This window comes from Chloroflexota bacterium (genome assembly GCA_015478725.1).
GTDB lineage: Bacteria > Chloroflexota > Limnocylindria > Limnocylindrales > CSP1-4 > C-114.
Genome location: JADMIG010000002.1, coordinates 173,179 through 187,015, shown reverse-complemented (window position 1 = coordinate 187,015; position 13,837 = coordinate 173,179). Strand labels below are relative to the sequence as shown.

Annotated in this window: 12 protein-coding genes and 1 other RNA gene; 3 read left to right on the top strand and 10 right to left on the bottom strand. The window is 70.8% G+C overall.

What is annotated here, in order from left to right:
- The first annotated feature begins 10 nt into the window (after nt 1-10).
- Nucleotides 11-1,078: a proline racemase family protein gene (locus IVW53_03685; GenBank protein MBF6604663.1), complete on the top strand. Its 1,068-nt coding sequence runs from the start codon at nt 11-13 to the stop codon at nt 1,076-1,078.
- Nucleotides 1,079-1,093: 15 nt separating this feature from the next.
- On the opposite strand, the gene IVW53_03680 is transcribed toward IVW53_03685, so the two are convergent.
- The gene (locus IVW53_03680; protein ID MBF6604662.1) at nt 1,094-2,866 is read right to left on the bottom strand and encodes an urease subunit alpha; all 1,773 of its coding nucleotides are present in this window, start codon (nt 2,864-2,866) and stop codon (nt 1,094-1,096) included.
- Nucleotides 2,863-3,486, bottom strand: coding sequence for an urease subunit gamma (gene ureA / locus IVW53_03675; protein MBF6604661.1), 624 nt, complete (start codon nt 3,484-3,486; stop codon nt 2,863-2,865). The genes IVW53_03680 and ureA overlap by 4 nt, the downstream gene beginning before the upstream one ends.
- Nucleotides 3,487-3,673: 187 nt before the next feature.
- On the opposite strand from ureA, the gene ssrA reads away from it, so the two are divergent.
- Nucleotides 3,674-4,046: a transfer-messenger RNA gene (gene ssrA / locus IVW53_03670) on the top strand.
- 34 nt (nt 4,047-4,080) lie between these two features.
- Here ssrA and IVW53_03665 read toward each other — a convergent pair.
- The 8 genes from IVW53_03665 to rpmH all read right to left on the bottom strand — a co-directional run bounded on the left by IVW53_03665 (nt 4,081) and on the right by rpmH (nt 11,782).
- Nucleotides 4,081-5,826, bottom strand: a complete 1,746-nt coding sequence (locus IVW53_03665; protein MBF6604660.1) for an NAD-dependent malic enzyme — start codon at nt 5,824-5,826, stop codon at nt 4,081-4,083.
- 92 nt (nt 5,827-5,918) lie between these two features.
- The gene (locus IVW53_03660) at nt 5,919-6,635 is read right to left on the bottom strand and encodes a hypothetical protein (protein MBF6604659.1); all 717 of its coding nucleotides are present in this window, start codon (nt 6,633-6,635) and stop codon (nt 5,919-5,921) included.
- 111 nt (nt 6,636-6,746) lie between these two features.
- Entirely contained in the window at nt 6,747-8,591 is a 1,845-nt protein-coding gene (locus tag IVW53_03655; protein ID MBF6604658.1) for a VanW family protein, read from the bottom strand.
- 109 nt (nt 8,592-8,700) lie between these two features.
- A complete protein-coding gene (locus tag IVW53_03650; GenBank protein MBF6604657.1) occupies nt 8,701-9,849 on the bottom strand; it encodes a Jag N-terminal domain-containing protein in 1,149 nt (382 codons plus the stop codon).
- Nucleotides 9,850-11,040: a membrane protein insertase YidC gene (yidC, locus tag IVW53_03645; protein MBF6604656.1), complete on the bottom strand. Its 1,191-nt coding sequence runs from the start codon at nt 11,038-11,040 to the stop codon at nt 9,850-9,852.
- Between the two features lie 20 nt (nt 11,041-11,060).
- Nucleotides 11,061-11,258 (bottom strand): membrane protein insertion efficiency factor YidD, encoded by a 198-nt coding sequence (gene yidD / locus IVW53_03640; GenBank protein ID MBF6604655.1) that lies wholly within the window; start codon nt 11,256-11,258, stop codon nt 11,061-11,063.
- Nucleotides 11,259-11,279: 21 nt separating this feature from the next.
- Entirely contained in the window at nt 11,280-11,615 is a 336-nt protein-coding gene (rnpA, locus tag IVW53_03635; GenBank protein MBF6604654.1) for a ribonuclease P protein component, read from the bottom strand.
- Between the two features lie 32 nt (nt 11,616-11,647).
- A complete protein-coding gene (gene rpmH, locus IVW53_03630) occupies nt 11,648-11,782 on the bottom strand; it encodes a 50S ribosomal protein L34 (GenBank protein MBF6604653.1) in 135 nt (44 codons plus the stop codon).
- Nucleotides 11,783-12,304: 522 nt separating this feature from the next.
- Between rpmH and dnaA the strand changes: the two genes are divergently transcribed.
- Nucleotides 12,305-13,684, top strand: coding sequence for a chromosomal replication initiator protein DnaA (gene dnaA / locus IVW53_03625; GenBank protein ID MBF6604652.1), 1,380 nt, complete (start codon nt 12,305-12,307; stop codon nt 13,682-13,684).
- Nucleotides 13,685-13,837: the final 153 nt, after the last annotated feature.

Genomic DNA, 13,837 nt, shown 5'->3' with positions numbered 1-13,837 from the left:
GGAGGGCGACGTGCGGCTCGGGCGGATGATCCACGCGGTCGACCTCCACGCCGGCGGAGAGCCGGGCCGGGTGATCGTCGGTGGCGTCCTCGACGTCCCCGGCACCACGATGTTCGACAAGATGACCTGGCTCCGCGCGAACGGTGACGATCTGCGGCGGCTCATGCTCCGCGAGCCGCGAGGCTACCCGGCGGCGAACTGCAACCTCATCCTCCCGACGACCGATCCCGAGGCCCAGGCCGGATACGTGATCATGGAGCAGGTGGAGTACCCGGGGATGAGCGGGACGAACACGATGTGCGTCGTCACCGCGCTCCTCGAGACCGGGATGATCCCGATGGTCGAGCCGCAGACCGAGCTCACCCTCGAAAGCCCGGCCGGACTGATCCGGGTCCACGCGGAATGCAGCGGCGGCAAGGTCCGTGCCGTGACGTTCCGCAACGTGCCGGCGTTCGCGACCCATCTCGATGCGGCGGTGGAGGTACCGCACCTGGGGACGGTGACGGTCGACGTGGCGTACGGCGGGATGTTCTACGTCATCGCGGACGCCGAGACGCTCGGCTTCCGGCTCACGCCGGATGAGGGCCGGGACATCGCCCGAGTCACGGAGATGATCAAGGCGGCCGCGGCGACCCAGCTGCCGGTGGTCCATCCGGAGCAGCCCGGCTTCGCGGGCATCACGATCGGCCAGCTCTCCGGACCGGCCCACGACCCCCGGAACACCCGGCGGAACGCGGTCACCGTCTCGACTGGAACGTTCGACCGGGACCGGCCGGCGACGTGGACCGGGGCGATCGACCGCTCCCCGTGCGGCACCGGCACCTCGGCGAAGATGGCGGTCCTCCACGCGAAGGGCGAGCTGCGAGTCGGGGACGAGTTCCGCCACGAGGGGATCCTCGGCACGGTGTTCACGGGTCGGCTCGTCGAGGAGACCACGGTCGGGGCGGGGCCCGAGGCCCGTCCGGCCATCGTGCCGACGATCACGGGGACGGCCTGGATCACGGGGTTTGCCTCGTACGTCGTCGACCCGGAGGACCCGTTTCCGGAGGGGTTCACCGTCGGCGACATCTGGGCCTGAAGCTGGCCGTCGCCGTCAGCGGAGGAAATAGCGGCGGCTGATCGGAACCTCCGCGACCGGCGCGACCGCCAGTCGGCGTCCGTCGAGCGTGACGGACCCGTCGACCGGCGAGACCTCCACCGGCGGTGCGGCCCGGTTGAATGCGAGGTCCGCCCGGGAGATCCGGCGCATCCCATGGACGGCGATGAGGCGTCTGCGCGTGCCGAGCCGGCGGCGGAGCGCCTCGCCGGCGGAGGTACCTGGACCTGCGGCGGCGCTGACGAACGTGATCCCGAGCGTCGCCGCGGTCCAACCCGATCCGCCCCAGCCCGGCCGGTAGCGAGTGGGCTCGGAGCGCTCGAGCGAGGCGTTCCCGTCGCCGAGCGGTCCCCACGCCGGGTAGCCCGCCTTGAGGACAAGCTCCGGCTTCGCGCCGAAGAAGGCGGGCAGCCACAGGACGATGTCGGCGAGGCGGCCGGGCCGGAGCGAGCCGACATGATCCGCGACACCATGGGTGATCGCCGGCTCGATCGTCACCTTCGCGAGGTAGCGAAGGACGCGATCGGTGTCGTCGTGCGCATCCAGGGGGAGTGGCGGGAGGCCGGGGAGTCCGGCGGCGGCCTCGCCCGCTCGCCAGGCCTTCATGACGTGGGCGAGCTGGATCGTCCGGCGGAGCACCTCGCCGATCCGACCCATGCCCTGTGAGTCCGAGTTGACGATCGCGATCGCTCCGAGCTCGTGGAGCGGCCCTTCGGCTGCCATGGAGGCCGGATGGATCCGTTCCCGGACGAGCGCGACGTCCTCCGGCACGCCCCACGACCCACCGTGGTTGAGGAGGATCATCCCGAGGTGCTCCGCCGCCGCGGCGACGCCGAACGGGAGGGTCGGGGTCGTCGACGAACAGATGATGTTCGGCTCGCGGACGAGGCCGAGCAGGTCCGGCACGTGCCCGCCTCCCGCCCCCTCGACGTGATACGCGTGGACCGTGCGGCCGGCGATCGCCGCGACCGTATCCTCGAGCTCGGCCGACTCGTGCAGGCCGTCCGTGTGGAGCGCGACCGAGACGTCGTGCACGTCCGCGTAGGCGAGGCAGCGGTCGATGAGCTCCGGGTAGGCGCCGTAATCCTCGTGGATCTTGAAGCCGACCGCGCCCGCGGCGAGGAGCGCATCGAGACTGCCGTCCGCTGCCGGGCCTTCGGACCGGGCGCCGGCCTGCAGCCCGACGTTGAGCGGCCAGCCTTCGAACGCTTCGAGCGTCCGCTCCATCGCCCACGGCGGCTCCTCGAAGCCGGCGGTGATGACGGTCGTGACGCCGCCGGACAGCGCGGCCGGCAGGAGCTGCGGGGAGATCGTGTGGACGTGGCTGTCGATCGCGCCCGGGGTCGCGATGAGGCCGTAGGCCATGATCGGGACGGTATGGGGACCGATGAGGAGCTCGATGCCGTCCGCGATATCGGGGTTGCCGGCCCGGCCGACACCGGCGATCCGGCCGTCCTTGATGCCGATGTCCGCCTTGACGACGCCGAGCATCGGATCGAGGACGACGGCGCCGGCGATGACGGCGTCGAGCTCTGAGGGACGGGCTCGACCATGATCGTCCGGAGAACCGACGATCGGCCCCGCCGGGGCCGATCCAGCCTGGGTCATCCGCGCCCGAACATTCTTCGCGTAGCCCCAGATCGGCTCGTCGCCCGGGGCCTGACGATCTTCGCCCACGCGGACCCAGAGGTCCGTATCCGCGAGGCGGATCGCGTCACCGGTCGTGGGGCCGTGGCGGGCCAGCCGCTCCTCAGGGGAGAGCCGGGTCATCTGCCGGCCGGGTCATCTGTGACGTCTGCGGTCGCCGGCCGCCCGATCCGGCCGCCATACCGGATGAGCTCGACCTCACGCGTCTCGCCCGGCGCCCAGCGAATGCTCGCCCCGGCCGGGATGTCGAGGCGGAATCCGGTCGCGGCGTCGCGGTCGAACTCGAGGCGGGGATTCGTCCGTTCGAAGGGATAGTGGGAGCTCACGCGGACGACTCGGCGGGAGCCGTTGCGGACGCCCAGGGACCGGCGATCCCGTTCCATCTCGGGTGGAGACAGCGGGGAAGTCAGTATCTCGCCCGGTCGCAGCGTGTCAGCTCCGCCGCCGAGCGGGTCGACGAGGACGACGAGGCGCGTCCCGTCGCCGATGAGCACCTCGAGGCGAACCTCGTCCACCAGCGAACGGACTCCATCCATGACGTCTCGGGGGCCGACTGCGGCGCGACCAGCCGCCTCGACCTCCTCGTAGCTCGCGCCGGACCGGGCCGCCTCGAGCATCGCCTCGCAGATGAGCGCGACCGCCTCCGGGTGGTTGAGCGCGAGGCCCGCCGCGCGGTGGCGTCGAGCGAGCTCGGCGGCGGCGAAGATGAGGAGGCGCTCCTCTTCCCAGGCGGTCAGGCGCATGGCCGCCATCGTAGCGGTCGGGAATAGCCCGAGGGACACTCGCGGCTCCTGGCGGATATCGAGGGCAGGGGCGAGATCGATGCAGCGAGCATCGCGGAGGGCTGCGGCGCGGGACCGCCGCCCGGCGGTCGACAGGAGACCTGATCCGGTGCTAGGCTCCGCCATCCGAACGCAGGGTTCGGCCTGTGGGGATGCGTGGTTTCGACAGGATCCGGATACCAGGAAACGCGAGCCGAGGTGCCGTCGGGCCTCGTTAAAAGGCGGCAAAACGAAGTAACTGGCAACCGCCAGCCTGCTCTCGCCCTCGCTGCTTAGGCAGTAAGGTGAGCGTGGAAGCAGCCTCCTCCCCGTGGGCTGTGGAAGCGTCATTCAGCGGGGATGCGTCCGGCGTCAGCGTCGCGTAGCGACGGACCAAGCCCGATCTAGGGAGACGCGACTGGAGCGGCCGGCAGCCTGCCGATGGGCGTCCGACCGTTCGACGACAAACCATCGGACACGCTCGTAGTGGATCCTGGCGAAGGGTTCTGGACGGGGAGTTCGACTCTCCCCCATCTCCACCACTCCGCCTCCGCGGACCGTCGCTCTGCACCCCGATCATCCCTGTCCTCCGCCGCCGCCCGCCACGTACGGGGCGTAGGCCGGCCACCAGATGGCGCTGTCCACCACCGCCTCGATGTCCGCGTGGTCCGGAAGGCCGGCGGCCCCTGCCGCGACGGCCTCGCCGGCGACGGCGATGGCGACGGACCGGGCGACCGCCCGCAGCTGACCGATGGGCGGGTAGAGCGTGCCCCCGGCGAAACGATCGGCGGTCACGTGACCGGCGAGCGCCGCCGCGGCGGCGAGGAACATGCGGTCCGTGACGACGCGGGCCTCGGCGGCCACCGCCCCCAGGCCGACACCCGGGAAGATGAACACGTTGTTCGCCTGCCCGATGATCCGAGGGCCTCCGGCGGCCTCGACCGGCGCGAACGGCGAGCCGGTCGCGACGAGGGCACGACCGTCCGTCCAGCGCAGGACGTCGGCCGGGGTCGCCTCCGAGGCGGATGTCGGGTTCGAGAGCGGCAGGACGATCGGCCGTTCGGCGAGCTCGTCGAGCGTCCGGACGGCTGCCTCGTCGAAGGTGCCCGCCACGCCGGTCGCACCGATCAGGACGGTCGGCCGGATCGCCCGGATCGACGCGAGGAGGCCAGGCGGAACGCCGGTCCCGCGGTCCGCCGCGATCGCCGCCGGCACGGCGAAGGGACGCTTCGTCGGATCGAGGTCCGCTCGCCCATCGTGGACCAGGCCCTGCGAGTCGACGAGGGCGACGATCCCGGGTCCGGGATGGTGACCACTGATTGAATCGCCGCCGCTTCCGGCGGGTTCCTGGACCGCCAGCCCGATGAGACGGGCGATCCCGATCCCGGCCGCGCCCGCCCCCACGATGAGGATCCGCTCGTCGGCGAGGCGCGTGCCCCGCTGCCGCATCGCGGCGAGGAGGCCGCCGACGACCACCGCGGCGGTCCCCTGGATGTCGTCGTTGAAGCTCGGCACCCGGTCTCGATATCGATCGAGGATCCTCAGTGCGTTCGCCTGCTTGAAATCCTCCCACTGGATGACGCAGCCGGGAAGCTCCCGATCGACCGCCGCGACGAACGCTTCGACGAGTGTGTCGTACGCCGGGCCCCGCAGCCGCCGGGCGCGGTGGCCCACGTAGAGCGGATCGTCGAGCAGGCCCTCGTTGTCCGTCCCGACATCGAGCGAGACCGGGAGCGTGAGCGCCGGATGGATGCCGCCGGCCCCCGTGTAGAGGGCCAGCTTGCCGATCGGGATCGCCATGCCTCCCGCCCCCTGGTCGCCGAGACCGAGGATGCGCTCGTTGTCCGTCACGACGATGAGGCGGGTGTCCTCGTACGGGCTGTTCCGGAGGAGCTCGGGGATCCGGTCGACATCGGCCGGGGTGATCCAGACCCCGCGGGTCCGACGAACGATGTGGCTGTACTCCTGGCACGCCCGACCCACCGTCGGGGTGTAGACGACCGGGAGGAACTCCTCGAGATGTTCAGCGATGAGGCGGTAGTACAGCGTCGCATTCCGATCCTGGAGCGCCGCCAAACCGATGTACTGCTCGAGCGCGTCGTCCTTCCGCCGGATGTGCTCGAGCGCGAGCTCGAGCTGATCGTCGATCGTCAGGACGCTGGCGGGAAGGAGGCCCTGGAGCCCGAGGGCGGCACGCTCGTCCGGCGGGAACGCGAGATCCTTGGTGAGGAGTCGCTGGCCGAGGAGGGAGCCGCCACGTTCGCGGATCGTCGCCGGAAGGCCGGCCGCGATGCGATCGAATGGTGCGGGGAGCGCGCGCATGGCCGAATCATAGGAGGCCCGACCGGGCGGCCGTCGATCGGGCCGCCACGCAGCGATCCAGGCCCGCGCCCGGCTCCGGCTCCGGCTCCGGCTCAGACGACCGTGAGGGTCCCCTCCATGAAGCCCATCTTCGCCGCCATCGCGGTGCCCCAACCGGTCGCCCCGGCGCCGCACGGATCCATGCACCGCCAGGCGTACGTGCCGGGCGCCCCGGTGTGGATCGTGAACGTCGTGCGCGACATCGCCGGGATCGGCACGTTGATTCCGAGCGCGGCGATCGTGAACGTGTGCGAGACCATCGCCGGATCGAGCGAGGCAAGGGTCCGCGTCGTGCCGGCCGAACCGTTCGGATAGGCGGACCTGATCGGCGTCGACGTCATCGTGCCGCCGACGGTCCCGCTGACCTTCGCATAGCTCTCGGCACCCCTCGGGAGCGGCGTCGCGTTGTCGAAGTTCGTGATCGTCCCTTGACACGACCGTCGAGTTCGCCGGGAGGGTGAAGCTGGACGGTCGTAGGCCGGGAACTCGGTGTGAGCGATCATGTCGCCGGTGACGATCGTCAGGTCGAGCCGGGTGACGATCCCCGATCCGCCGCCCGCAGCGGCGAGCGCCGCGTTCGGAGCTGTGGCCGGGGCCGCGAGGGTCGTCCGGCCGGCTCCAGCGGCGGGTGCGGCGGAAGCGGGTGCCGCGGAGGCGACCGGCGGGAAGGTCCAGGTGGGCGCCTGCTGCGCGCTTCCGGCGCAGGCGCCGACGGCGAGTGCGGCGAGGATCCCAAGAGCGGGAAGGGTGATGGGTCGAATGGGGCGCACGGGACGCTTCCTTTCGCGGTCCGGACCGGTCGTTCGGTCACGGCCGAGCATGCGTCGGGGGTGGGCGCCATCCATCAGGCCAGCCCGGCCGTAGGCTGCTCCGAGCGCCGATCAGGCCGGCGGTTTCGCCGCCCCGACGAGGATGAGTCCGACGACCCTCGCATAGTGGGACTGGAACGTGTCGTCGTGGACGACGGCGCCGGAGGCGTCGCGGACGGTGCGGGTCACCCACGCGTCGAAGCCGGCCGCTTCGTACTCGACCTGCTCACGCTGGCCGGGCGGCAGCGAGGTCGTCTCCTGGGTGATCGTCGTGCTCGGCTGATAGTTCTTGATGATCGGCTGGGTGAACGTCACCTGACGGCCGGTCGGGACGCTGTACAGCACGAACGTGACGACCCCCGGTCGAGTGGACGCCTTGATGAGCACCGGGTACGGAGTGTCGTTCCGCCAGGTCATGTCCTGGGCGACGCCCGCGTCGTTGATGAAGACGGTCGCGTCGAGGCCGACGGGATACCGGCTGATGTAGTAGTAGTGGTTCTCGCGCGCCCCCATCTCGAATCCGGCCCGCAGCGCGGCGTTGAACAGCGTCGTCGACGTGCTGCAGATACCGCCGCCGATGGTCTTTCCCTCGACGGACTTTCCGTCGATGATCGCACCGCCGAGGGTATAGCCCTTGGCGAGGGTGACGTCGCCGACGGACTTCCAGAAGCTGAACCACTCGCGGGGCGCGACGACGGTGCCGGAGATCGCGAGGGCCGGGATCGTGATGTTCGCGCTGTTCCCGTTGTGCGCCCCGGGGATGTAGTACGTCGTCCAGGTCGAGATCTGCTTCATGAGTGGCGCCGACTGTGCGGCCGTCGCCGTCGAGAGCTTCGGCTGGCTGAGGCTGAGCGCGGCCGCCACGGTCTCACTGGGCGGGAGGGTCCCGGCGGCCCGACCCGCGAGTGCCGCCGCCACCGCCGCAGCGGTCCCGTTCACATCGAGCCTCCGTCCCACCACGGCCGCCGTCACGCCGACCACGAGACCGCCCTTGCCCACGAGGAACGCGGCATCCTTCGGGGTCCGGGCGATCCGGGTCGCGAACGGGCCGAGGGCGGTCGTCAGGTCCGGCATGTCGACGATCGGTCCGTAACTCCCGGCCGTGCCCGCGAACCGGATCCACGTCCGGATCGTGTCCCCGCTCAGCGTCCAGGTCTCCGAACCCGCCGCGACGACGAGATCCTGGGCCATCGCGGCGGCCTGCGCACGGGCAGTGTTCGCCGCGTCGTCCGTGACCGCAGGCGACACGGTGGTCATCGTGAGCGCGACGTGAACGTCGGGCGGAGCCTTGGGATCGACGAGCGCCGCCTCGATCGCGGCGACCGCCGCGGCTCGATCGACCGCGCTTCCCGCGACCGCGGGCGTGGTCGTGAAGCCGGCCGACGCCGGGACGGCGCTCGCATCGACCGCCGGGCGGTCCTCGCGCCCGGCCACCGCCGCGACATCACGCTCGATCGCTCCGACGTCCACCGTGACGGCCGGGGCGATGTCCGCGCCGCTGACGGCGGTCCGAACGTCGTCGAGCGCGCGGTCGAGGATCGATCCGCTCCGACCGACCGCGAATCCCCGCTCGAGGAGGCCCGCGACATCCACTCGTCGCCCGAGCTCGGCGTAGGAGAGCGTCTCGCTCGCCGTGCCGCCCGAGAGCGTGACGGTGCCGTTGCCCATCGCCGCGAACGCCTCATCCAGGCGCCTCGCCGCGGCGGTCCGATCGAGGCCGGAGAGGTCGACGCCGCCGACCCGAACGCCGGGAAGGACCCGACCGAGATAGGCGCGATCGTAGGCGTAGAGCCCGGCCGCTGCGAGGAGCGCTGCGAGGACAACTCCGGCGCCGAAGGCCACGAGGACCGCACGGACGCGGGGCACGCGCCGCGCCGCCGTTGCCGTGGCGGATGGCGCGGTGTCGATCGTCGTCATGGCATCGGTGCCATCCTAGCAGGGCGGTCCCGTGCGCCCGCCCGGGCGCACGGGTGGGACGCGCGAGCCGCGACCGACGTTTCGTTCGCGGTGGCGCGAGAGGACGGCCTCAGCCGCCCCGAGGCAGGACGACGATCCGACGGTTCGGCTCCTCACCGATCGATTGCGTCGCGACGGTCGGGTGATCACGAAGGGCGATGTGGACCCAGCGGCGTTCGAGCGCGGGCATCGTCTCGAGCTGGAGCATCTTCCCCGTCGTCGCGACGTGCTCGGCCGCCCGGAGGGCGAGATCGCGGAGCTGACGCTCTCGGCGTCCCCGGTAGTCCTCGACATCCACGAGGACCCGGGTCCAGTCGCCCATCTTGCGGCTGAGCATGAGGTTGACAAGGTGCTGGAGGGCCGAGAGCCGCTCGCCCTTGCGACCGATGAGGGCCCCGAGCGCCTCCTTCGCGTCGCCTTCACCGACGACGTTGAGTCGGCTCGTGTCGCCCGTCTCGACTTCCACCCGGACGTCGAGGTCCATGAGCCGCATGAGCTCCTCGAGAATCGCCTTTCCGGCGGCGAGCGACTCGGGCGACGCTTCGGACGCCTCGAGGTCCGCGCGCTCGGCGGCGAGCGAGCCGCGGGCCGCGGAGACCTCCGCCGCCTCCGATGCGCTCACCTCGGACGACTGCGGGCCACGATCGCGCTCCGCCGGTCGGCGAGCGCCACCCCGCTCATCCCGCCGCGGGCCCCGATCGCGGTCCGCCGGCAGCGGGCGCACAGCTCGCGCCGGTTCGGCCTCCACGGCTGCCGGCACGGTCGCCGGGGCAGGGGTGGACGCGGTCCGCTCGCCGGGCACTGTCCGCTCGGCAGGCGCGGTCTGTTCGACCCGCTCCGGGCGCGGTCCACGATCGTCCGGCCGGCGCGGTGCGTGATCGCGGTCGTCGCGCCGCGGGCCACGATCGCGTTCGCCGGGTCCCCCGCGGTCGTCGCGCCGCGGGGCGCGATCGCGCTCGCCGAACGCCGGCCGATCGTCTCGGACCGGCGCCGGCAGTGGTCGTGCGGCGGCCGCCTCCCGCTTCGGGGCCGCTCCGCCGAGCTCGGAACGAGGAGCCGCCACGATCCGCGCCGGCTCGGCGCCCATACCGAGGACACCGCGGCTCCCCGGGGTGAGGATTTCGAAGTCGAGATCCTCGAGCCCCGCTCCGAACTCCTCGCGGGCGGTGCGGAGCGCCTCTTCGACGGACTTGCCGGTGAACTCCCTGTACGCACTCATCTAGCGACGTCTCCCTCGGCGGCCCTGGCGGCCGCGTTCATGGGGCCGGACGGTCGAAGCCGCGCTCGCGGCCCGGTCCTGGGCGGTGGGTCGCGCGGGCGCTCCCGCCGCGCGCGTGGATGACAGCGGTGCCGGAGGGGCGACCGGGAAGCGCGGGGTGTGGGCCCTGGCGAAGGCGGGGTCCCAGCCGAAGAACGGGAAGGTGGACCCCCAGCCGACGATGAGGTACTGCTGGATGATCGAGATGATCGTGCTCGCGATGTAGTAGATGTAGAGCCCGGCCGGGAGGATGTTCGCATAGAAGATGAAGATGAGCGGCAGGAACAGCATCGTCTGCCGCTGGATCCGCGCGTTCGGATCCGGGTTGTTCTTGTCGAGCGGCGGCAGCGTCATCCGCGACTGGAAGATCTGGAGGACGGCGGACAGGATCGCGATGAAGCTGATCCCGAAGCCGCCGAAGATCGCGAAGTCGATGTGGGACCGGCCCGCGTCGAGGCCGCCGAGCCAGGCGATCGAGGTGTTGATGCACGGCTGGATCACGCCGTTGACCTCGTGCAGCGGCGCGCACGAGATGTCGATGAGCCTCTGACCCGCGATGGAGAGCATCGGCGTGATGTCGTAGCTCGTCAGGCCCTCGCGGATCACCTGGTACATGACGAACAGGAGCGGCATCTGGAGGAGGATGGGCAGACAGCCGGAGAACTGGCTCACGCCGCTCGCCCGGTACATGGCCTGGGTCTCCTCGAAGATCTTCTGGCGGTCGCCCTTGTAGCGCCGTTGGATCTCCTTGACCTGGGGCGCGAGCAGCTGGGTCGAGCGCATCGAGACGATCTGCCGCCGGAAGAGCGGGATGAGCGGGATGCGGATGACGATGGTGAGGAGGAGGATGGCGATCCCGATGTCCCCCACGACCCGGTAGAAGGCGACGAGGATGATGAAGAGCAGCTGGAAGATTGGCGTGAAGGCGAAGGCGAGGAGGCTGAACGGGTCCGCGCCGAGCGAGGCCGGCCGGAGCGGGGTCGGCTGTGGCGTCGCCGTCGCCGCCGCGGACGCCCCGGCCGAGGTGCCGGCCGCAAGGGAAGCGGCAGGCGACGCGCCAGGCGCCACGGCACAGGCGGCCAGCACCAGGGCGACGATCGCCATGAGCAGGAGGGGCCCGGCCCACGAGCGGTTCGGTCGGGAAGGTCTCACGTGGTCAGTCGTCCTTCGTGTCAGCGGACGGGGTCGTAGCCGCCGGGATGCCATGGATGACAGCGGGCGATCCGACGGGCGCCCATCCAGCTTCCGCGGATGAGCCCGTACTTCTCGATCGCCTGTTCCGTATACCGTGAACAGGTCGGCTCGTATCGGCATCCGCCCGGCAGCCAGGCGAACAGGACACGGTAGAGCTTGATCGTGCCGACCCCGATCCGACTGCCAAAGCGCCTCACCTACGTTGTGGGCCCATCGAGGACTCCTCCCCGCTGGAGCAGCCGCCGGATGGCTCCGACGACTGCGTCATGGTCGGCAGCGACGATCGCCGGCCGGGCGATGATGAGGACGTCCCAGCCCGGCTGGAACGCGGGCACCATCACCCTGAGCACCTCGCGGAGCCGCCGCCGAACCCGGTTCCGGACCACCGCGCCGCCGAGCTTTCGCCCGGTCGACAGCCCGAAGCGGGTCATCTCGAGGTCCGTCCGCAGGAATCGCGCGTGGAGGAGCGGGTGGGACCGCGAGGTCCCGAGACGCTGCAGCGCCGCGAAGTCCTGAGGGCGGGAGATCGTCACGAGCCGCGGCGCGGAGCTGCCGCGTCCGTCCGTCAGACCGTCAGCCGCTTCCGACCGCGGACACGCCGCGCGGCGAGCACTCGTCGTCCCCCGGTCGTCTTCATCCGGGACCGGAAGCCATGCTCCTTCGCGCGATGGCGCTTCTTGGGCTGGTAGGTCTGCTTCATCGGGCTGGCGCGCGATCCTCTCCATGGCCTCGGGGATGGCTGTTCCGACCCCTGAAGGCACACGAACGCGCCGTGCGCACGGGAGCGCCTGGCGCGTCGTCGTCCGGCGGATGATATGCCCGCCCGAAAGAGGGTGTCAAACCAGCGGGTCGCCGGGATGGCCTGGACGATGTGCCCGCGATCGATTCAGGGCGCCCGCAGCGGCGTGGCCGGCGATCCTCGCACGGTGCGGCGATCGTCACGCTCCGATACTCCCTGGGGGTATGGCGGAAACGGGACTCCATCGCCTTGCGGCGGCGTCCGCAGCGGTGCTATCCTTCGGCCTCCCAGCGGCGCCGGGACGCTCGATCGGGAGTGTTCGGAGACCACCGGCCAAGCCCCAGCGCGGCCCCCGAGACCCCTCATCCGGCGTCTGCGGCGTTCACATCTCGGGTTTCCCGTGCCCGGAGCGGTCCGGCTCGCCCTGCCCGACGCCACCCAACATCCATCCACCGACACGATCAGGATCCGGATCGAGCGAATATGGATACTCGACAAGTCTGGCGTGCCGCTCTCGGCGAGCTCCAGGTCTCTCTCTCCCCGGCCAACTTCGAGACCTGGCTCCGCGACACGGCGCTGGTCGACGTCGAGGACAACCGGTTCCGGATCGCGGTCCCCAACGGCTTCGCGAAGGACTGGCTCGAGTCCCGCTACCGTTCGCTCATCTCACAGACACTCGCCCGGATCGTCGGTTACAGCACGGTCGTCGAGTTCGTCACGTCCGCCCCGAGCGCCCCCGTGGACGCCCCGGCGGACAGCCTCCGCGGCGTCCACGGGCCGAGCGTCGCGCCACAGCCCGTCCGCCTCGAGCCGACCCGGGTCGGTGGCGAGGGTGGCACGACGAACCTCAACCCGCGATACACCTTCGCGAACTTCATCGTCGGGTCCGCCAACCGGCTCGCCCACGCCGCGAGCCTGTCCGTCGCCGAACGTCCCGGCCACGCCTACAACCCGCTCTTCCTCTACGGCGGCGTCGGTCTCGGCAAGACCCACCTCATGCACGCCATCGGCAACCAGGTGATCGCCAAGTTCCCGCGCAAGCGGGTCCTCTACGCGACGAGCGAGAAGTTCACGAACGAGTTCATCACGAGCATCCAGCAGGGCAAGATCGACGAGTTCCGAGCCCGCTATCGGCGGATCGATCTCCTGCTCATTGACGACATCCAGTTCATCGCGGACAAGGAGCGCACGCAAGAGGAGTTCTTCCACACGTTCAACACGATCCACGAGGACGGCAAGCAGATCGTCCTCAGTTCCGATCGGCCGCCCAAGCAGATCGTGACGCTCGAGGAGCGACTGCGCAGCCGCTTTGAGTGGGGGCTCATCGCCGATCTCACCGCGCCTGACCTCGAGACACGGATCGCGATCCTCCGGGCCAAGGCGGAGGAGGGGTCGGTCCCCATGACCTCCGACGTGATGGAGTTCATCGCCCGCAAGGTCGTGAGCAACATCCGGGAGCTCGAGGGCGCGCTCAACAGGATCGTGGCCTACGCGTCGATGGGGGCGCTGCCCATCAGCATCGAGCTCGCCCAGGCCGTCCTCTCGAACGTGCTCTACAACCCGAAGAAGCGCCAGGTGACGCCGGAGCGGATCGCCCGCGCGGTCGCCGAGTACTACGGCGTCCCGATGGACGTGCTTCAGGGACAGAAGCGCGACAAGGCGATCGTCGTCCCCCGCCAGATCGCGATGTTCCTCATGCGGGCCGAGACGGACGTCTCCCTGCTGCGGATCGGGGCAGAGCTCGGTGGCCGCGACCACTCGACGGTCCTTCACGCCTGCGACAAGATCACGCGCGAGTCCTCGGTGAACGACGAGCTGCGCCGCGAGATCGCCGCCGTTCGCGAGTTGATCTACGCCGACTGACGTCCCGGTGCCCGAGGCCACGGCAGGGCTTCGAGCGACCACGCCAACCGCCCGCGGGGCTCCCGATCAGTGGATAACCGGGCGGAATCAGTGGATAACCGCCTCGTCGTGTGGACAGGCAGAGGCCCTGCGAGGGTTCTTCAGGGGACGGGC

Excerpts from the sequence above, each read along its gene's own strand:
- IVW53_03680 (MBF6604662.1), bottom strand. The coding sequence starts at position 2,866 with ATGACCCGGCTCTCCCCTGAGGAGCGGCTGGCCCGCCACGGCCCCACG.
- ureA (MBF6604661.1), bottom strand. The coding sequence starts at position 3,486 with ATGCGCCTGACCGCCTGGGAAGAGGAGCGCCTCCTCATCTTCGCCGCC.
- IVW53_03665 (MBF6604660.1), bottom strand. The coding sequence starts at position 5,826 with ATGCGCGCGCTCCCCGCACCATTCGATCGCATCGCGGCCGGCCTTCCG.
- IVW53_03655 (MBF6604658.1), bottom strand. The coding sequence starts at position 8,591 with ATGACGACGATCGACACCGCGCCATCCGCCACGGCAACGGCGGCGCGG.
- IVW53_03650 (MBF6604657.1), bottom strand. The coding sequence starts at position 9,849 with ATGAGTGCGTACAGGGAGTTCACCGGCAAGTCCGTCGAAGAGGCGCTC.
- rpmH (MBF6604653.1), bottom strand. The coding sequence starts at position 11,782 with ATGAAGCAGACCTACCAGCCCAAGAAGCGCCATCGCGCGAAGGAGCAT.
- dnaA (MBF6604652.1), top strand. The coding sequence starts at position 12,305 with ATGGATACTCGACAAGTCTGGCGTGCCGCTCTCGGCGAGCTCCAGGTC.